A 19,713-nucleotide genomic window follows, 5' to 3' on the forward strand; every position below is an offset into this window, starting at 1 on the left:
CAAGCATGGGGGAACAGTCGTATGCGTACGAACACCACCGCCCGGGCGATCGCGGCGGCGGCCGTCCTGACGCTCGCTCTGACGGCGTGCAACAACGACGAGGACCCGATGGGCGCGCCCACCGCCCCGTCGAGCGAGTCCTCCGAGTCCACCACCGGCGAGGGCACGACGGGCGGCTCGGGCGGTGCCGGTGACGCGGGCGCCGCCGAGGACGACGGGCTCGCCCAGGCGATGGACCCGAGCGAGTCCGCCGAGGTGTCGTTCGAGGACGACGGCGAGTCGACGCAGCTGGAGATCAAGCCGGAGAAGACCGTCAAGGGCTCCTGGGGCGACTTCAAGAGCTTCGACCTGAAGGGCGTCGAGACCGAGGGCATGGTCCCGTACTACGTCACGATGTCCTTCACCTCGAAGGGCGGCGCCGAGCCGTGGATCCCGGCCTGGGGCAACGAGGACGACGCGCTCACCGGTCCCGGTCAGCCCGCCCAGGGCATCAACATGCTCGACGACTTCGCCAAGTGCCCCGGCGTGGACAAGAACGTCCCGTCCGGCCAGTTCAAGAAGGGCACCACGGACCGGCCCTGCGACATCTTCGTCGCACCCGAGGGCAAGCCGCTGTACGTGCGTTGGGGCGCCGACATCGAGGGCCAGAAGCCGCTGGTGTGGAAGGTCGCCGGCTGAGCCCGAGCTGACCGGGGTCCCGCGCCACCGGCGCGGGATCCGGCCTCAACTCTCCGTTTCCGCAGGGAAGTTGCAGAACGCCGCCCCCGGCTCCCGCAGCCGCGCGTCCAGGGCCGCGAAGACCCGCGCCGACCGCTCGCCCGGCCAGTGGGGCGGCAACAGCGGCGCGGGCAGGCCCGGATCGACGTACGGCAGGTGGCGCCAGGTGTCCAGGGCCAGGAGATAGTCGCGGTACGCCGCCTCCGGCGGGGTGTCGCCGTGCGACTGCCAGGCGTGCAGGACCGGCTCGTGCGCCGCGAGGAACCGCTCGTGCCGCTCGGCGAGGGCCGCGAGGTCCCACCAGCGCGCCACCGCGTCGGCCGTCGCGGCGAACCCGAGGTGCTCGCCGCGGAACAGGTCGACGTACGCGGAGAGTTGGAGCCGCTCCAGGGTGTGCCGGGTCTCCTCGTAGAGCCTGGCGGGGGCGATCCACACGCCGGGCGCGGCCGTGCCGAAGCCGAGGCCGGTGAGCCGGGAGCGCAGCACGTGCCGCTTCTGCCGCTCCGACTCCGGTACGGAGAACACCGCGAGCACCCAGCCTTCGTCGCCCCGCGGCTGCTCGTGCGGGTAGATCCGCCGGTCGCCGTCGTCCAGGAGCTGGCGGGCGTCCGCGGACAGGGCGTACCCGGCGGCGCCGTCGGCCGTGCGCTGCGGCTCCAGGAGGCCGCGCCGCTTGAGCCGGGACACCGAGGAGCGCACGGACGGCGCGTCGACGCCGACCGCACCGAGCAGCCGGATCAGTTCGGCCACCGGTACGGGACCCGGCGTGCGACGGCCGTACGCGCCGTAGTACGTGACGATCAGGGACCGTGGAGTGTGCAGCTCTGCCACGTGATCACTCTAGAACCCGGTGTTCCGGAACGGGACAGGACCCGGATCAGGGCGACCGCAGCCGGAAGCGCTGCAGCTTCCCCGTGGGCGTGCGCGGGAGCGCGTCCGGGAAGACGATCTCGCGCGGGCACTTGTACGGCACCAGCTCGGCCTTCACGAAGTCCCGCAGCAGCGCGACGGTCGCGTCCGTGCGCGGCACTCCGTCCCGCAGCACCACATGGGCGACGACGCTCTGCCCGCGCAGCTCGTCCGGCCGGCCCACCACCGCGGCCTCCACGACGTCCGGGTGGCGAAGGAGCGCGTCCTCGACCTCGGGGCCCGCGATGTTGTACCCGGCCGAGATGATCATGTCGTCCGCGCGGGCCACGTACCGGAAGTAGCCGTCCGGCTCGCGGACGTACGTGTCCCCGGTGAGGTTCCAGCCGTCGCGCACGTACTCCTGCTGGCGCGGGTCGGCGAGATAGCGGCAGCCGACCGGGCCGCGCACCGCGAGCAGACCGGGCTCGCCGTCCGGCACGGGCTTCCCCTGCCCGTCGACGATCCGCGCCTGCCAGCCCGGCACGGGAAGGCCGGTGCGGCCGGGGCGGATCGCGTCGTCGGCGGCGGAGATGAAGATGTGAAGCAGCTCCGTGGCGCCGATGCCGTTGATGATCCGCAGCCCGGTCCGCTCCCGCCACGCGTCCCAGGTCGCCTCGGGCAGGTTCTCGCCCGCCGAGACGCAGCGCCGCAGCGAGGAGATGTCGTACGCGGAGACCTCGTCGAGGATCGCGCGATACGCGGTCGGCGCCGTGAACAGGACCGACACCCGGTGCTCGGCGATCGCGGGCAACAGCTGCTTGGGGCCCGCCTGTTCGAGCAGCAGCGTCGAGGCGCCCACCCGCATCGGGAAGATCACCAGACCGCCGAGCCCGAACGTGAAGCCGAGCGGCGGGCTGCCCGCGAAGACGTCGTCCGGGGCGGGCCGCAGGACGTGCAGCGAGAAGGTGTCGGCGATCGCGAGGACGTCCCGGTGGAAGTGCATACAGCCCTTGGGCCGGCCGGTCGTGCCGCTGGTGAACGCGATCAGGGCCACGTCGTCCGCGGCCGTGTCCACCGCGGTGAAACCGCCCTCCTGCCGGGCCGCGCGCTGCCCGAGGTCGTCCGGGCCCTCACCACCGAACGGCGTGATCCGCAACCCGGGGACCTCCGCCCTGGCCAGGTCCTCGACGTGCCGGGCATCGCACAGCGCGTGCTCGACCCGGGCGATCTCGCAGACCGTGGCCAGCTCGGCGGCCCGCTGCTGCGCGAGCACGGTGACGGCGACCGCGCCCGCCTTCAGGACGGCCAGCCAGCAGGCCGCGAGCCAGGGCGTCGTCGGCCCGCGCAGGAGCACGCGGTTGCCGGGCCGCACACCGAGCTCGCCGGTGAGCACCCGCGCGATGCGGTCCACCCGGTCCTGGAGTTCGCCGTACGACCAGATCTCGCCGGTCGGCGTGCGGAACGCGGGGCGGTCCGCGCCGAGGCGGTCCACCGTGCGGTCCAGGAGTTCGGTCGCGCTGTTCAGTCGCTCCGGGTACTGCAGCTCGGGCAGTCCGAAGTCCAGGTGCGGCCACTGGTCGTGCGGGGGAAGGTGGTCGCGGGGGAAGGTGTCGGCGTGGGCCGAGGTTGTCAGCTCCATCGTGCGCCCCTCAGAAGTGCCGAGGACGGTGGTGGCGTCGCCCATCGAGCGTATCGTGTTGGTGACGACAGTCAACGCATCGCGATAACTCCGCTGCAAGGAGGCGTGCCGGTGTCAGAATTCGCGCTCGATCCGAAGGAACTCCAGTGGTGTGCCGAGCTGCGCGCCCTGGCCGCCGAGCGCCTGCGGCCGCTGGCCGAGGTCGGGGAGCCGGGCCGCATCAACCGCCCGCTGGTCCGGGCGCTCGGCGAACTCGGCCTGCTGGAACGGCTGTTCAGCTCCGGCTCACTCGAACTGTGCCTGATGCGCGAGTCCCTCGCGTACGGCTGCACGGAGGCCGAGACCGCGCTCGCGCTGCAGGGCCTGGGCGCGCACCCGGTGCACGCGCACGGCTCGCCCGCCCAGCGCGCCCGCTGGTTGCCGCAGGTCAGAGAGGGGAGCGCGGTCGCGGCCTTCGCGCTGAGCGAGCCGGACGCGGGTTCGGACGCGGCGGCGCTCGCGCTGGCGGCGGAGCGGGACACAGGGGCAGGGTCCGGGTCCGGGGCTGGGCACGGGTCCGCGGACGGCTGGCGGCTCACCGGCGAGAAGTGCTGGATCTCCAACGCCCCCGAGGCCGACTTCTACACCGTCTTCGCCCGCACCACGCCGGGCGCGGGCGCCCGAGGCGTCTCGGCCTTCCTCGTCCCCGCGGACCGCCCCGGCCTCACCGGCACCCCGCTCGACATGATCTCCCCGCACCCCATCGGCGCTCTCGCCTTCGACGGCGTGCGGGTGAGCCGCGACGACCTGATCGGCGAGGTCGACCGCGGCTTCCGCGTCGCGATGGGCACGCTCAACCTGTTCCGGCCGAGCGTCGGCGCGTTCGCGGTCGGGATGGCGCAGGCCGCCCTGGACGCGACCCTCTCCCATACGTCCCAACGCCGGGCGTTCGGCGGCACGTTGAAGGACCTGCAGTCGGTGGCCCACCAGGTCGCCGAACTCGCCACCCGCACCGAGGCGGCCCGACTCCTCGTGTACGCGGCCGCCGCCGCGTACGACCGCGGCGATCCGGATGTGCCCCGCCGTGCAGCCATGGCGAAACTCCTCGCCACCGAGACCGCACAGCAGGTCGTCGACGCGGCCGTCCAACTCCACGGCGCCCGCGCCCTGCAGCGCGGCCATCTGCTCGAACACCTCTACCGCGAGGTCCGCGCCCCGCGCATCTACGAGGGCGCCACGGAGGTCCAGCGCACCATCATCGCCAAGGAGCTGTACGCGCAGCTCGACGAGGAGGCCGCCGAGTGAGCCTGGAACGCGTCAACCCCACCGAACTCTCCCCGCCCACCGGCTTCTCCCACGCCGTCACCGCCACCGGCTCCCGCCTCGTCTTCCTCGCCGGCCAGACGGCCCTCGACCCCGACGGCAAGCCCGTACCCGGCACGCTCCCGGAGCAGTTCGAGCGCGCACTCACCAACTTGCTGGCCGCCCTCAGCGCGGCGGGCGGCACCCCCGCCGACCTGGCCCGCGTCACGGTCTACGCCACAGACGTCGCGGACTACCGCGTCCACGCCCCCGAACTCGGCCGCATCTGGCGGAGGTTGGCGGGCCGCGAGTATCCCGCGATGGCGGTCATCGGGGCGGTGCGGTTGTGGGACGAGGAGTGCTTGGTGGAGCTGGACGGGGTGGCGGTGCTGCAGTAGTGAGCGGGGGCTCCGCCCCCGGAACCCCCGCTCCTCAATCGCCGGAGGGGCTCAAATTCAGCCCAATTCAGCCCCTCGGACCCGTCAACTCGTGCTGAGCGTCAACCCATACGCCTGCAGCAACGGATTGATCGGCTGGTGGAACGTCGTACCGCCCGAGCGGCAGTTGCCCGAGCCGCCCGACGTCACCCCCTGCGCCTGGCTGCCCGAGATGTACGAGCCACCGGAGTCACCCGGCTCGGCGCACACCGAGGTGCGCGTGACCCCGCTGATCGTTCCCTCCGGGTACGTGACGCTCGTGTTGTGCTGCTGGATCGTGCCGCAGTGCCAGCCCGTGGTCGAGCCCGAACGGCAGATGGACGCGCCCACCGGCTGCTGCGTCGACCCGGTCACCCGGACGTTCGCGCCGCCCTGCCCCTTCACGTAAGGCGTCGCGGTCCACTGCGAGTTGGCCGCCACCCATGCCATGTCCCGGCCGGGGAACGTGGACGCCTGGAACGTGCCCTGTGCGACCTGGTTGTAGCCGCTGGTCGTCGTCCCCGGCCGGCCGCAGTGGCCCGCCGTGGCGAAGCCCTGCTGGCCGCCCCTGGTGACCGGGAACCCGACCGAGCAGCGCCCGCTGCCGTTCATGTAGTACGCGTCGCCGCCCCGCAGGTCGTACAGCGCGCGCGGCCGCTGCGTGGTCGAGTCGATCCGCGCCATCGAGGGCTTCACCTCCGCCGCGGCAAGCAACTTCTCGGCGGCTTCGGCCCGAACGGCCTGGACGACCACGGAGTTGGACCGCACGTCCACGTACCAGACGGGCGCGTCCCGCGTGACGCTCGCACGGGCCGCCTTGTCGAGCCTGGCCTTCGCGGCGTCCAGGTCGCCCAGCGCGTGCCGGACGACCTCGGCCCGTGCGCCCTGCGCGGTGATGGCCCGCACATCGGCGGGGTCGGTGGTCGCCACGGTCAGGCGCGCGGAGTCGGCGCCGGACACCCAGGCGCCCGCGAAGTCGCCGCCGAGGGCGGACCGCAGCCGACTCGAAGTGGCGCCCGCCTCGGCCTCGTTGACGAGCCGGTCCTCGGCCTGCGTACGGGTCAGGCCGAGGTCGCGGCTCATCGCGTCCAGTACGGCGGGGGAGGTGCGGTCGACGTTCTGGGTGTCGGCGGCGGAGGGCGCGGCGGATACCGGATCGGGCTGAGCGGTGGCCGGACCGGCGAGGGCGAGCGCGCCGACCGTGACGAGGGCGGCACACGCGGCCATGGTGTGTCTGCGGAGCATGGGGACTCTCCTCGGAATCGGTGGGGGACGTGCCGAAACCTAGGAGCCCCGGCCAAGCGCCGGGAGCTGTCAGTTGACCCTCTGCCCGGTGTTATGCCCCCGGTCCCGGCCGTCCGGGCGGGTCAGCCAGGCCGTGTAGCTGTCGCTGCGCGCGGCGGCGGTCGCATGCGCGGCGCAGGTCTGCGTGAACACCGACGAGGCGAGCTGCGCGGGCTGCGCCGCCGGATGCCAGCCGAGCAGATGCCGCCAGGTCAGCGGCGACCCGGCGAGCGGCCGCGTGACCATCCCGGGCGTGGTCGGGAACGTCGCCCGGCACAGTCCCACCGCCCGCCCGACCTGCACCAGATGCACGCAGGACGCGGTGTCCGTCTCGTACACCCCGGCGGGTGTGAACCCCGCGCGGGCGCAGGCGGCGGCGAAGCAGTCGGCGAAGCAGCCGTCGCCCGGTACGTCCGTCCAGTCCTCCGCGGCCAGCTCGGCCAGCTCGACCTCGCTCCGGCCGGCCAGCGGATGGCTCTCGGCGAGCATCACGAACACCGGGTCCACGGCCACCTCCCGCCACACCAACGTCCCGCCACCGGGCGGCGGCGCGACCCCGCAGGCCCCGATCAGCGCGAAGTCGAGCCGCCCCGCCACCACGTACTCGGCGATCTCCCGCTCCGACCACGACGTACGCGTCGACACCCGCAGCCCCGGCGCCGAGTCCGCGAGCCGGTCCACGAGCCCGCCGAGCAACGGCCCGTGCGTACCGCCGATGGTCAGCTCGCCCGGCCGGTCCCAGGTCCGCGCGAACCGCACGGCCTCCTGCTGCAGCTCGCTCACCGCGGGCAGCACGATCCGGGCCCGCGCGAGCACCAGCTCCCCGAGCGCGGTCGTCCGCACACCCTGCCGCCCACGCTCGAACAGCGGCCCGCCGAGGGCCCGTTCGATGCGTTTCAGCTGCGTACTGAGCGCGGGCTGGGCGAGCCCGAGAGCGGTGGCCGCCCGGGTGAGACTGCCCGCGTCGGCGATGGCCCGGATCGTCTTGAGGTGACGCAACTCAAGCTCCATGAGGGGAGCTTGAGGGCTGCGCCCACGCCGGGGCAAGAGTCTGGTCCAGACCTACGAAGGAAACCGGGGACGGAGAGGTCGCGCGGGGCGGAAGCACGCGTGAGGGGCGGAGCGCACCCGGCGTGCGCCCCGCCCCTCCTCGTCGAAGGCCAGGCCCTGGGGCTCAGATGTCCCGGAACGTCTCGATCTGCGCCCCCACGGAGTTGAGCCGCTCCGCCAGGTCCTCGTAGCCGCGGTTGATGACGTACACGTTGCGCAGTACCGACGTGCCCTCCGCCGCCATCATCGCGAGCAGGACGACCACGGCCGGGCGCAGGGCCGGTGGGCACATCATCTCGGCGGCGCGCCAGCGGGTCGGGCCCTCGACCAACACCCGGTGCGGGTCCAGGAGTTGGAGGCGGCCGCCGAGGCGGTTGAGGTCGGTGAGGTAGATCGCGCGGTTGTCGTAGACCCAGTCGTGGATGAGGGTCTTGCCCTGGGCGGCGGCCGCGATGGCCGCGAAGAACGGGACGTTGTCGATGTTCAGGCCCGGGAACGGCATCGGGTGGATCTTGTCGATCGGCGCCTCCAGCTTGGAGGGGCGCACGGTCAGGTCCACCAGGCGGGTGCGGCCGTTGTCGGCGGCGTACTCGGCGGAGCGGTCGGTGTCGAGGCCCATCTCCTCCAGGACCGCCAGCTCGATCTCCATGAACTCGATCGGCACGCGCCGGATGGTGAGTTCGGACTCCGTGACGACGGCGGCGGCGAGCAGGCTCATCGCCTCGACCGGGTCCTCGGAGGGGGAGTAGTCCACGTCCACGTCGATGGTGTGCACGCCGTGCACGGTCAGCGTCGTCGTGCCGATGCCCTCGACCTTGACGCCGAGTGCCTCCAGGAAGAAGCAGAGGTCCTGGACCATGTAGTTGGAGGAGGCGTTGCGGATGACGGTGACGCCGTCGTGCCGGGCCGCGGCGAGCAGCGCGTTCTCCGTCACGGTGTCGCCGCGCTCGGTCAGCACGATCGGGCGGGACGGCGAGGTGCGCTGGACCTCCGCGTGGTAGACGCCCTCGGTCGCGGTGATGTCCAGGCCGAAGCGGCGCAGGGCGATCATGTGCGGCTCGACGGTCCGCGTGCCGAGGTCGCAGCCGCCCGCGTACGGCAGCTTGAAGTGGTCCATGCGGTGCAGCAGCGGGCCGAGGAACATGATGATCGAGCGCGTACGGCGGGCCGCCTCCGCGTCGATGGCGTCCAGGTCGAGCGTGGCGGGCGGCACGATCTCCAGGTCGACGCCCTCGTTGATCCACCGGGTGCGCACGCCGATGGAGCCGAGGACCTCGAGGATCCGGAAGACCTCCTCGATACGGGCCACGCGCCGCAGCACCGTACGGCCCTTGTTGAGCAGCGAGGCGCAGAGCAGCGCGACACAGGCGTTCTTGCTCGTCTTGACGTCGATGGAGCCGGAGAGCCGGCGGCCGCCGACGACGCGCAGATGCATCGGACCGGCGTAGCCCAGAGAGACGATCTCGCTGTCGAGTGCTTCACCGATTCGAGCGATCATCTCAAGACTGATGTTTTGGTTACCGCGTTCGATGCGGTTCACAGCGCTCTGGCTGGTACCGAGTGCCTCGGCGAGCTGGGACTGTGTCCAGCCCCGATGTTGACGGGCGTCACGGATGAGCTTGCCGATGCGTACGAGGTAGTCGTCTGCCATGGCGCGACCGTATATCGGATGTGAGATAAACGAGAAACGGAGTGCGTCCATCCGGGTGACGTCGCATGTCGCGTTCGGGAGCCCGGAGGTTGACGCCGGGTCAGAGGTCGTGGGCGACCGGATGCAGCGGCTGGTACAGCGGGAGTTCGGCGCCGCTCGGCAGCCGCACCGCCGTCAGCCTGCCCCACGGCGCCTCCGCGACCGGGCGCGTGACCTCGGCGCCGCGTTCGCCGAGGCGGGCAAGCGTGGCGTCCAGGTCGTCGCACATCAGATAGAACTCGTGCTTCGGTTCGCCGTCGGTCGGATGGACGGCCACCTCGGCGGGCGGCAACTTGAAGATGAGCCAGCCGCCGCCCGCGTCGACGTGCGGGAAGCCGATGACGTCCCGGAGGAAGGCCCGGTCGGCCTCGGCGTCCTGGGAGTAGAGGATCACGTGTGAGCCGGTGAACATGGATCGATGCTCACATGTGCCGCGCACAGGCGATAGTTGGGATGAACCGGTGCGAGAGGTGCAAGGGGTGCAAGGGGCGTATCGCGTTCCCTTGGGGAACTAGGACCGGTACCGACCTCTTTCGCTCCTACTGTCACTCCTGACCGGCCGACAGCGGACGGCAGTACCGGAAGGCGGAGACCATGACCGTGAACGAGCCGAGCGAGCCGAACCAGGGCACCGTCACCGGCGAGCGGGCCGACTGGCTGGACCTGCTCGCCCACAACCGCCACTTCGTGCGCTTCACGACCCGCGATCTGACCGACGAGCAGGCCGCGCAGCGCACCACGGCCAGCGAGCTGTGCCTGGGCGGACTGGTCAAGCACGTCACCGAGGTCGAGCGCAACTGGGTGGGCTTCATCCTGAACGGCCCGTCCGGGATGGGGGACTTCGGGTCCATGACCGAGGCTCAGGTGGAGGCGTACGCCCAGGGCTTCCGGATGCTTCCCGGTGAGAGCCTGGCGGGGATCCTCGCCGAGTACGAGAAGGTGGCCGCCCGTACCGACGAGCTGATCTCGACCCTGCCCGACCTGGGGGTCTCCTGGCCGCTGCCGAAGGCGCCCTGGTTCGAGGAGGACGCCAGCTGGTCGGCGCGGCGGGTGTTGATGCACATCGCCGCCGAGACCGCGCAGCACGCAGGCCACGCCGACATCATCCGCGAGTCCCTGGACGGCGCGAAGAGCATGGGGTGACAGGGGGTTGCGCATCCAGGGAGCGAGCTCACGCGTGCGTGACGCGTGTCTCGTCCCCGGTTGTGCGACGCGCCTCGGGAAACGGGTATGTGCCCTCCGGCCGGGGCAGGGCATGACCGATCCCGCGGCATGTACTAGAGTTATCTCGACATCGAGATATCTGCCGGGGCGCACCGCAGCCGCACGCCGACATCAATCCCTCGGTAAGGGTTACCTAACTTAGCCCTACCTTAGCGGATCGGTCCAGTGTGGCGGCACCACGCGCCGTCAGGCGCATGTAGGCACAGTGCGGTGGAAAGCGCACATATATGAAGGAGACTGTCGTGTCGGCGAACAGCTTCGACGCCCGCAGCACGCTGCGCGTGGGCGACGAGTCGTACGAGATCTTCAGGCTGGACAAGGTCGAGGGCTCTGCTCGCCTTCCCTACAGCCTCAAGGTCCTTCTGGAGAACCTGCTCCGCACCGAGGACGGCGCCAACATCACCGCCGACCACATCCGTGCCCTCGGCAACTGGGACTCGCAGGCCCAGCCCTCCCAGGAGATCCAGTTCACGCCGGCCCGCGTGATCATGCAGGACTTCACGGGCGTTCCCTGTGTCGTCGACCTCGCCACCATGCGTGAGGCCGTCAAGGAGCTCGGCGGCGACCCGGCGAAGGTCAACCCGCTCTCCCCGGCCGAGCTGGTCATCGACCACTCCGTGATCGCCGACAAGTTCGGCACGGCGGACGCCTTCGGCCAGAACGTCGAGCTGGAGTACGGCCGCAACAAGGAGCGCTACCAGTTCCTGCGCTGGGGCCAGACCGCGTTCGACGACTTCAAGGTCGTCCCGCCCGGCACCGGCATCGTCCACCAGGTCAACATCGAGCACCTCGCTCGTACGGTCATGGTCCGGGGTGGCCAGGCCTACCCCGACACCCTGGTCGGCACCGACTCGCACACCACGATGGTCAACGGCCTGGGCGTCCTGGGCTGGGGCGTCGGCGGCATCGAGGCCGAGGCCGCGATGCTCGGCCAGCCGGTCTCGATGCTCATCCCGCGCGTCGTCGGCTTCAAGCTGACCGGTGAGCTGAAGCCCGGCACCACCGCCACCGACCTGGTCCTCACGATCACCGAGATGCTGCGCAAGCACGGCGTCGTCGGCAAGTTCGTCGAGTTCTACGGCGAGGGCGTGGCGGCCACGAGCCTCGCGAACCGCGCCACCATCGGCAACATGTCGCCGGAGTTCGGCTCCACCGCCGCGATCTTCCCGATCGACGGCGAGACCCTGAACTACCTGCGCCTGACCGGCCGTGACGCCCAGCAGGTCGCGCTCGTCGAGGCCTACGCCAAGGAGCAGGGCCTCTGGCTGGACCCGGCCGCCGAGCCCGACTTCTCCGAGAAGCTGGAGCTCGACCTCTCCACGGTCGTCCCGTCGATCGCCGGTCCGAAGCGCCCGCAGGACCGCATCGTCCTCGCCAACGCCGCCGAGCAGTTCAAGACGGACGTCCTGAACTACGTCGGCACCGCCGACGAGGCCGGCATCGAGTCCTTCCCGGCCTCCGACGCCCCGGCGAACCACCCCAACGGCGGCCCGTCGAAGCCGGTCACCGTGACCGCCCCCGACGGTTCGACGTACGAGATCGACCACGGCGCCGTCACCGTCGCCGCGATCACGTCCTGCACCAACACCTCGAACCCGTACGTGATGGTCGCCGCCGCGCTCGTCGCGAAGAAGGCCGTCGAGAAGGGCCTGACCCGCAAGCCGTGGGTCAAGACCACCCTCGCCCCGGGCTCGAAGGTCGTCACCGACTACTTCGACAAGGCGGGCCTGACCCCCTACCTCGACAAGGTCGGCTTCAACCTGGTCGGTTACGGCTGCACCACCTGCATCGGCAACTCCGGCCCGCTGCCGGAGGAGGTCTCCAAGGCCGTCAACGACCACGACCTCGCCGTCACCTCGGTCCTCTCCGGCAACCGGAACTTCGAGGGCCGCATCAACCCCGACGTCAAGATGAACTACCTGGCGTCCCCGCCGCTGGTCGTCGCGTACGCCCTCGCCGGTTCGATGAAGGTGAACATCACCAAGGACGCCCTCGGTGTGGACCAGGACGGCAAGCCGGTCTTCCTCGAGGACATCTGGCCGACCGAGGCCGAGGTCAACGACGTCGTGGCGAACGCCATCGGCGAGGACATGTTCAACAAGTCCTACGCCGACGTCTTCGCCGGTGACGCCCAGTGGCAGGCGCTGCCGATCCCGACCGGCAACACCTTCGAGTGGGACGCCGAGTCGACGTACGTCCGCAAGCCCCCTTACTTCGAGGGCATGACGATGGAGACCACCCCGGTCTCCGACATCTCGGGCGCCCGCGTCCTCGCCAAGCTGGGCGACTCGGTCACCACCGACCACATCTCCCCGGCCGGTGCGATCAAGGCCGACACCCCGGCCGGCAAGTACCTCACGGAGCACGGCGTCGAGCGTCGCGACTTCAACTCCTACGGCTCGCGCCGAGGCAACCACGAGGTCATGATCCGCGGCACGTTCGCCAACATCCGCCTGCGCAACCAGATCGCGCCGGGCACGGAGGGCGGCTTCACCCGCGACTTCACCCAGGGCGACGCGCCGGTTTCGTTCATCTACGACGCCTCGCGCAACTACATCGACCAGGGCATCCCGCTCGTCGTCCTGGCCGGCAAGGAGTACGGCTCCGGCTCGTCCCGTGACTGGGCCGCCAAGGGCACCGCGCTCCTCGGCGTCAAGGCCGTCATCGCCGAGTCGTACGAGCGCATCCACCGCTCGAACCTCATCGGCATGGGCGTCCTGCCGCTGCAGTACCCGGAGGGCCAGTCCGCCGAGGCCCTCGGTCTCACCGGCGAGGAGACCTTCTCCTTCGCGGGCGTCACCGAGCTGAACAACGGCAGCACGCCGTCCACGGTCAAGGTCACCACCGACACCGGTGTGGAGTTCGACGCGGTCGTCCGCATCGACACCCCCGGCGAGGCGGACTACTACCGCAACGGCGGCATCATGCAGTACGTGCTGCGCAGCCTGATCCGCAAGTAAGCGGAACCACTGGCAGCGGCCGGGCCGCATCCGCGAGAGTCACTCTCCGGGTGCGGCCCGGCCCGTTTTTCCGGAGTCCTCTTCTGAGGTGAGCGGCGCCGCGAACCGGCCCGCGTACACCCCCGAGGGCCGCATCCGGCTCTACGAACTGGTGCCCGCGCTGAGCGAGCGCCTCGGCGCGCCGGTACACGCCGAGGCGGAGGACATCGGCTCGATGCGGTTCACGACCGGTCCGCAGCGGCTCCCCGGCCCGGCCTGAGCGCCCACACACCCGCGGCGGCGACCGCCACCCCGAGCAGCGCCCACGCGAACGCCGCCCGGAATCCCGCCACTTGAGGTGCGGTCTGCGCGGCGGCCACGCCCACCAGAACCGCGAGGCCGAGCGAGCCGCCGAGCTGGTCGACCGAGCGCTGGACGCCCGCCGCCGTGCCCGCGTCCGCCTCGGTGACGTCGAGGAGCGCCGCGTTCTGCAGGGCGACCAGGCCGATGCCCATGCCCGTGGCCACGCCGAGCATGCCGGGCAGCACGTCCACCGCGAAACTCCCCTCGTCCGGCAGCCGGGTCAGCCACGCGAGTCCGGCCGCCGTCGCCCCGAGCCCGAGGAGCGCGGTGCCGCGCAGGCCGAGGGCGCCGATCAGCCGGGACACCTGCGTGAGGCCGAGGAGCAGCGCCCCGCAGAACGGCAGATACGCCAACCCGGCCTGCAGCGGGGTGAGGTGGAGCACGTTCTGCAGCTGCAGCGTGAGCAGGTAGAACGTCGTCGAGAGCGCCGCGCTGAGCAGGACCGTCGCCGCGTTGGCCACAGCACGGGCGCGGTGCGCGAAGAAGGCGAGCGGGACGAGCGGGGACTTCGTACGGGCCTCGACGGCGACGAACGCGACGAGCAGCGCGCAACCCGCCGCGAGCACCGCCCCGTTCCGCTCGATCACCCCGTGCACGACCGTCAGCGGACCGGCGGTGAGCAGCACCGCACCCGGCACGTCCAGGCGCCCGGAGCGGGGCCGCGGCCCGTCAGGTCGTACGAGCAGGGGCGTGAGGGCGAGGACGACCGCGGTGATGGGGACGTTGACGCCGAAGATCCAGCGCCAGTGCAGGAGTTGGGTGAGCGCGCCGGAGAGCAGGACGCCGACGACGAGACCGCCCGCCGAGATCGTGCCCCAGATACCGAGCGCCTTCGCCCGCTCCGCGGGCTCCGGGTAGAGCAGCGCGATCAGGGAGAGCGCGGCCGGGGAGGCGAGTGCCTCGCCGGCGCCCTGCGCGAAGCGGGCGGCGATCAGCGCCTCCAGGTTGGGCGCGAGCCCCGCGAGCAGCGAGGCCGCAGCGAAGAGGGCGGCGCCGAGCAGGAACATCCGCCGCCGCCCGAGCAGATCGGTGACCCGCCCGCCGAGCAGCAACAGGCCGCCCCCGACCAGGGTGTAGCCGGTGACGACCCAGGAGAGCGACGCGGCGTCCGCCCCGAACTCGGCGCCGATGGACGGCAGCGCGACGTTCACGACCGTGACGTCGACGGCGATCAGGAACTGGAGCAGCGAGAGGAGCGCCAGCGCGGGCGTACGGCGACGCACCGGGCTGCTGGTCCGAAAGGTGTTCATGAAGGGGTACTCCAAGTGACCCCGCGCGCACGGCGGCGGGGGTGACGGAAGTCAGGACGCTTCCGTGCCGTACGAGGACGGCACCTGGAGTCACTTGGTCACGGAGATACCCATGCGAGGCAGGTTAACAGGGCTCGCCCAGGGGGCGCGGGCGCCCGGGGCCACGCGGGGTGCGGGCGCGCGGGGTGCGGCACCCCCCCCGTACGCGCCTCACAGCATCCCCGCATGCACCCCCGCCTGCACCACCGCGGCGTGCGCCAGCTGCCACTCGCCGAGGAGGGCCAGGGACACGGACAGGAGGGCGCGGCCCCACAGCATGTCCTGGGTGCGCTTGATGTGCCGGGTGAGCTGGGCGGCGAGCACCACCAGGCCGCCGACCTGAAGCACCCGCACCAGCGTGCTGTCGGGCGCCGCCACGAACGCGCCGAGCAGCAGCGGCAGCGAGGAGAGCGGCGCCAGGACGGCCAGGACGGCGGGCGTGCGGTGCAGGCCGCCGCGGCCGCCGAGGGCGCGCGCCAGCACGACCGTGGTGACGCCGAGCAGCAGATGGCCGACGAGCAGCACCAGGGTGATGAGCAGCAGCCACAGGCCGGGGACGCGCAGGTCCGGGTAGGAGGCCGCGACCTCGGGAACCTCCCGGGTCAGCAGCGCCATCAGCACCATCTGCCCGCAGGCGGCGAGGAGTACGGCACCGGCGAGCGTCCGGCCGCGCAGTCCGCGCAGCCACTCACCGGCGTGCAGCACGGTGGTGCAGCCCCGGCGCAGGGCGCGCCCGGCACGGGTGATCAGGGGCAGCCGCGGCGGCGGGGGAGCGTCCGGCCGCGGCGGGGCTATGAGGGTCGGGGGCGCGCCCCCGGGGCCCTCCGATCCTGACCCGGAACTGCTGCTCATCGCTCTCCAACTGCCCTTCCTGTCCGCACCGTTCGCGCCGAACGGCCGTGCCGGGCCCCGACATACACGGGACCCGGCACGGGGAGCAGAGCTCGGTCACGGGATCACGAGATCAACTCCACCTCCGCAAGTGTCGCAGCTCCCTTCGGAACGAGCCGATAGTGGCGGTACGTACCGGGATCGGACACGGAGAACACCCGCGTTTGGTGGTCCCACTGGAAGGACTGCCCGTCCCGCCGGTCGAGCACCTTCCACTTGTCGCCGTCCGCCGAGCCCTCCAACACCCAGCCGTCCGGGGCCTTCGCGCGGTCCGCCGATGTCAGCGTGTACTGCACGGCACGCGTCTCACCGGAGAGCGGCAGGTTCACCGAGGCCACCTGTGCGTCGGTCTTCGAGGAGTTGTCGAAGAGCGGCCCCTCGCTCTTCGTCGCGTCCTTGCGGGGCGAGGGCACCTTGTCGTCCTGGGTGAGGGAGACCGGCGCGGCGTCCTTGCCCGTGCCCCACTTCGACGGCTTCGGGCCCATGTCGAACTCCAGGGTGCCGCCGCGCGCGATCTCCTCGTGCGGCAGGGCCGTCGACGTCCAGCGCTTGCCGTTGACCTTCAGGCCCTGCACGTAGATGTTCTCCGCGCTGTTCTTCGGGGCCTTCACGACCAGCTTCCTCCCGCCGTCCAGACGCACCGTGACCTTGGTGAACAGCGGGGAGCCGATGGCGTATTCGCCGCTGCCCATCACCAGCGGGTAGAAGCCGAGCGAGGAGAACAGATACCAGGCGCTCTGCTCGCCGTTGTCCTCGTCGCCGTGGTAGCCCTGGCCGATCTCGCTGCCGGTGTAGAGCCGGGACAGCACCTCGCGGACCTTCTCCTGCGTCTTCCACGGCTGCGAGGCCGCGTTGTACATGTACGTGGCGTGGTGCGCGACCTGGTTGCTGTGCCCGTACATGCCCATCCGCACGTCACGGGCCTCCGTCATCTCGTGGATGACCCCGCCGTACGAACCCGTGAACTCCGGGGACGCCGTCTCCGGGGTGTCGAAGTACGTGTCGAGCTTCTTGCCCAGGCCGGACCGGCCGCCGTACAGGTTCGCGAGGCCGCGCGAGTCCTGCGGAGCGGTGAAGGCGTAGCCCCAGCCGTTGGTCTCCGTGTAGTCGTAGCCCCACACGCGCGGGTCGTACTTCGACGACTCCACGCGCCAGTCGCCCTTCAGGTCACGGCCCTGGAAGAAGCCCGGACTGCCTGAACTCCCGTGCCCCGCACCGGCCTTGGCGTCGAACAGCTCGACATAGTTGCGGGCCCGGTTGAAGAAGTACTCCGACTCCTCCTTGTACCGCTTCTCACCGGTCTTCTTGTAGAGGGCCTGGCCCATCTTCCCGATGCCGTAGTCGTTGAGGTAGCCCTCCAGGGACCAGGACAGGCCCTCGTGCGTCTCCGTGGACGCGTAGCCGAGGAACGGCGAGGTCTCCATGCCCTTGCGGCCCACGCCCGAACTCGGCGGCACCACCGTCGCGTTCTTCAGCGCGGCGTCGTACGCGGACTTCTCGTCGAAGTCCACGCCCTTCACGTACGCGTCGGCGAAGGCCACGTCGGAGGACGTGCCGGTCATCAAGTCCGCGTAGCCCGGCGAGGACCAGCGGGAGATCCAGCCGCCGTCCTTGTACTGCTGCACGAACCCGTCGACCAGCTCGCCCGCCTTCTTCGGCGTGAGGAACGAGTAGGCGGGCCAGGTCGTGCGATACGTGTCCCAGAAGCCGTTGTTGACGTACACCTGGCCGTCGACGATCTTCGCCCCGGTGTGCGTCGGGGTGTCGGGCCCGGTCTGCTTCGAGAACGGGGAGGCGTACTGCGTCTTCGTGGAGCCGTCCTTCTGCACCACCTTCTCGTGGCCCGAGTTGGGGTACAGGTAGAGGCGGTAGAGGCCGGAGTACAGCGTCGTCAGCTGGTCCTCCGTGGCGCCCTCGACCTCCACCTTGCCGAGCAGCGCGTCCCACTGCGCCTGGGCCTTGGACTTGACGCGCTCGAAGGACGTGCCCGCCGGGATCTCCCGGTCCAGGTTGGCCTTCGCCTGGTCGACGGAGATGAGGGACGTGGCCAGGCGCAGGGTGACCGTACGGTCCTTGCCCGCGTCGAAGCGCAGATGGCCCTTCACGCCGCTCGCGTCACCGCTCTTCACCGGCTTGTCGAAGGCCCCGTACACGAACAGCCGCGTCGCGCCCGTCGACAGGCCGCTCTTGACGTCCGAGTAGCCGGTGACGATCCCCTTCTCCTTGTCGAGGCTCAGGCCCGCCTTGTCGTTGACGTTGTCGAACAGGACGCTCGTGTCGTCGCCGGGGTAGGTGAAGCGCATCATCGCCGCGTGGTCCGTCGGCGTCATCTCGGCCTCGATGCCGTTCTCGAACTCGACGCCGTAGTAGTGCGGGCGGGCCGTCTCGTTCTCGTGCCTGAACGCGAGCGCCCGCTTCTTGCGGTCCAGGTCGGGCGTGCCCCCGGCCGCCGACGGAAGGACCTGGAACGTCTGCCGCTCGCCCATCCACGGGCTCGGCTCATGGCTCGCGCTGAACGCCTGCAGCGTCGGCAGGTTGTCCTCGTTGTTGCCGCGCGCGTAGTCGTACAGCCAGCTCAGCGAGCCCGCGTTGGTCACCGGCGTCCAGAAGTTGAAGCCGTGCGGGACGGCCGTCGCCGGGAAGGTGTTGCCGCGCGAGAAGCCGCCGCTGGAGTTGGTGCCGCGGATCGTGGACGCGTAGTCCGAGGGGTGCGCCTTCGGCTGCGACGGCGGCACCCGCTTCAGGTTCACGTCGTCCACCCAGCCCTGGAACTTCGACGGCCCCTTCGGGGAGTCGTACGCCACCAGGATCCGGTCGACGGTCTTGCCCGCGGCGACCCGCCCGAGCTCGGAGGCGACATGGTTCCACTGGTTCACGTAGAGGCGCTTCGCCGCCGCCTGCCCCTGCGGAGTGAGCAACCCACCATGTTTGTCGGTGGCCTTGAGGTCGCTCAGATATGTGCCGTCCGTGAACGCCAGGTCCACCGAGACGTGCGTCGCCGCATAGCTCAGATCGGGCGCGGGCTCGGGCATCGCCGGGAACACGAGGTACGACAGCTCGGTGTCGCGCGCGATCTCGACGTCCACGTCGAAGACCTTGTTGTACGAGTACGCGTGGCCGTCCGCCTGGTGCGTACCGGCGTAGCGCAGCGCCCGCTTGCCCGTGAACCCGGCACCGGGCTTCGCGGTCGGCGAGCCGCTCGGGCCGCGGTGGACCGCGGAGACCATGTCCTCGGGCGCGGGCCCGCCCGTACTGCCGTCGGAGATCTGCAGGTCGGCGAGTTGAGTGGCGTCCTCCGCCCCGTTGTTGGCGGTGATGTCGAGGCGGTAGTGCGCGTACGCGGTGTCGCCCGCGACGTCGTACGTCTTCCTCTCGAAGCGCTTGCCGAAGGTTTCCCCGGAGCGGGTGTCGAGGGTCTTCCACTCCTTGCCGTCGGCGGAGCCCTTCAGGACCCAGTCCTTGGGGTCGCGCTCGGCGTGGTCGTTGGCCGAAGTCAGGGCGTACTTGCGGACCTTGACGGGCTCCGCCAGGTCGTACTCCACCCAGCTCTTCGCGGCGAACGCCAGCCACTTGGTGCTCGACTCGCCGTCGATGAGGTTTTCCTTCACCTCGCCTGAGCCGGCGTTCTCGTCGCTCGCGCGCACCTCGCTCACCCGGTCGGTGACATCGCCCGGAAACCCGCCGCTGAACGCGCCGTCCACCCCGGCGGCCTTCTTCTTGCCGTCCGGGGTGGTCTCGACGGTGTCCGTCCAGTCGGGGCGCGGCTGTCCCTCTTCGAAGGACGAGCTGAACTCCTGCTTCTTCTGCGCCGGTTGGGGTGCGGCGGTCGCGGTGCCCTGGGCGGCGGTGACGAGGAGGAGGGCGGCGACGGGAACGGTGGCGAGGGGTCTCGGCCACGGACTTCTGCCGCGCGCTCTCCGGCGCGACAGTAGGGGGCGGGGACTCTGCATGCGGGGGCCTCCAGGCGGGGCATGGCTCGGCGTCGGCGGGCGGACAACGTTGTCAGGTCGCTGCGCAGGGTCCAGTAGGGCGTCAAGTGGGGTGTGGTGTCAAGGGTGTTGAGAGGGGATCAGGGGCGCCG

General features: G+C 71.0%; 15 protein-coding genes. 6 read left to right on the forward strand and 9 right to left on the reverse strand.

Going from position 1 to position 19,713, the window contains the following annotated elements; all coding sequences use genetic code 11:
• Nucleotides 1-21 precede the first annotated feature (21 nt).
• Nucleotides 22-678 carry a hypothetical protein gene (locus RCO28_RS14065; protein ID WP_308941411.1) on the forward strand — a complete coding sequence of 219 codons (657 nt, stop codon included), beginning with the start codon at nt 22-24 and terminating at the stop codon, nt 676-678.
• A gap of 45 nt (nt 679-723) precedes the next feature.
• Here the strand turns inward: RCO28_RS14065 and RCO28_RS14070 are convergent, their stop codons facing one another.
• A complete protein-coding gene (locus tag RCO28_RS14070; RefSeq protein WP_308941412.1) occupies nt 724-1,548 on the reverse strand; it encodes a PaaX family transcriptional regulator C-terminal domain-containing protein in 825 nt (274 codons plus the stop codon).
• Nucleotides 1,549-1,594: 46 nt separating this feature from the next.
• Nucleotides 1,595-3,205, reverse strand: a complete 1,611-nt coding sequence (locus tag RCO28_RS14075; RefSeq protein WP_308941576.1) for an AMP-binding protein — start codon at nt 3,203-3,205, stop codon at nt 1,595-1,597.
• A gap of 111 nt (nt 3,206-3,316) precedes the next feature.
• Here RCO28_RS14075 and RCO28_RS14080 point away from each other — a divergent pair, with 111 nt between their 5' ends.
• The gene (locus RCO28_RS14080) at nt 3,317-4,489 is read left to right on the forward strand and encodes an acyl-CoA dehydrogenase family protein (protein WP_308941413.1); all 1,173 of its coding nucleotides are present in this window, start codon (nt 3,317-3,319) and stop codon (nt 4,487-4,489) included.
• The gene (locus tag RCO28_RS14085; protein ID WP_308941414.1) at nt 4,486-4,884 is read left to right on the forward strand and encodes a RidA family protein; all 399 of its coding nucleotides are present in this window, start codon (nt 4,486-4,488) and stop codon (nt 4,882-4,884) included. The genes RCO28_RS14080 and RCO28_RS14085 overlap by 4 nt, the downstream gene beginning before the upstream one ends.
• Before the next feature lie 84 nt (nt 4,885-4,968).
• On the opposite strand, the gene RCO28_RS14090 is transcribed toward RCO28_RS14085, so the two are convergent.
• The 4 genes from RCO28_RS14090 to RCO28_RS14105 form a co-directional block, all read right to left on the reverse strand.
• Nucleotides 4,969-6,147: a S1 family peptidase gene (locus RCO28_RS14090; protein WP_308941415.1), complete on the reverse strand. Its 1,179-nt coding sequence runs from the start codon at nt 6,145-6,147 to the stop codon at nt 4,969-4,971.
• A 69-nt stretch (nt 6,148-6,216) separates the two neighbouring features.
• The gene (locus RCO28_RS14095) at nt 6,217-7,197 is read right to left on the reverse strand and encodes a LysR family transcriptional regulator (protein WP_308941416.1); all 981 of its coding nucleotides are present in this window, start codon (nt 7,195-7,197) and stop codon (nt 6,217-6,219) included.
• Nucleotides 7,198-7,360: 163 nt separating this feature from the next.
• A complete protein-coding gene (locus tag RCO28_RS14100) occupies nt 7,361-8,887 on the reverse strand; it encodes a UDP-N-acetylglucosamine 1-carboxyvinyltransferase (protein WP_308941417.1) in 1,527 nt (508 codons plus the stop codon).
• Nucleotides 8,888-8,987: 100 nt separating this feature from the next.
• Nucleotides 8,988-9,338 (reverse strand): VOC family protein, encoded by a 351-nt coding sequence (locus RCO28_RS14105; RefSeq protein ID WP_308941418.1) that lies wholly within the window; start codon nt 9,336-9,338, stop codon nt 8,988-8,990.
• Between the two features lie 182 nt (nt 9,339-9,520).
• Between RCO28_RS14105 and RCO28_RS14110 the strand changes: the two genes are divergently transcribed.
• The 3 genes from RCO28_RS14110 (at nt 9,521) to RCO28_RS14120 (ending at nt 13,369) form a co-directional block, all read left to right on the forward strand.
• Nucleotides 9,521-10,069 (forward strand): DinB family protein, encoded by a 549-nt coding sequence (locus tag RCO28_RS14110; RefSeq protein WP_308941419.1) that lies wholly within the window; start codon nt 9,521-9,523, stop codon nt 10,067-10,069.
• 323 nt (nt 10,070-10,392) lie between these two features.
• Nucleotides 10,393-13,110, forward strand: coding sequence for an aconitate hydratase AcnA (gene acnA / locus RCO28_RS14115; protein WP_308941420.1), 2,718 nt, complete (start codon nt 10,393-10,395; stop codon nt 13,108-13,110).
• An 88-nt stretch (nt 13,111-13,198) separates the two neighbouring features.
• Nucleotides 13,199-13,369 (forward strand): hypothetical protein, encoded by a 171-nt coding sequence (locus tag RCO28_RS14120; RefSeq protein ID WP_308941421.1) that lies wholly within the window; start codon nt 13,199-13,201, stop codon nt 13,367-13,369.
• On the opposite strand, the gene RCO28_RS14125 is transcribed toward RCO28_RS14120, so the two are convergent.
• The 3 genes from RCO28_RS14125 to RCO28_RS14135 form a co-directional block, all read right to left on the reverse strand.
• Nucleotides 13,332-14,702, reverse strand: a complete 1,371-nt coding sequence (locus RCO28_RS14125; RefSeq protein ID WP_308941422.1) for an MFS transporter — start codon at nt 14,700-14,702, stop codon at nt 13,332-13,334. The two genes, RCO28_RS14120 and RCO28_RS14125, sit on opposite strands and share 38 nt — an antisense overlap.
• 210 nt (nt 14,703-14,912) lie before the next feature.
• Nucleotides 14,913-15,593 carry a hypothetical protein gene (locus RCO28_RS14130; protein ID WP_308941423.1) on the reverse strand — a complete coding sequence of 227 codons (681 nt, stop codon included), beginning with the start codon at nt 15,591-15,593 and terminating at the stop codon, nt 14,913-14,915.
• A 104-nt stretch (nt 15,594-15,697) separates the two neighbouring features.
• Nucleotides 15,698-19,582, reverse strand: a complete 3,885-nt coding sequence (locus tag RCO28_RS14135; RefSeq protein ID WP_308941424.1) for a GH92 family glycosyl hydrolase — start codon at nt 19,580-19,582, stop codon at nt 15,698-15,700.
• Nucleotides 19,583-19,713: the final 131 nt, after the last annotated feature.

Source organism: Streptomyces sp. LHD-70 (assembly GCF_031157275.1).
Classification (GTDB): domain Bacteria; phylum Actinomycetota; class Actinomycetes; order Streptomycetales; family Streptomycetaceae; genus Streptomyces.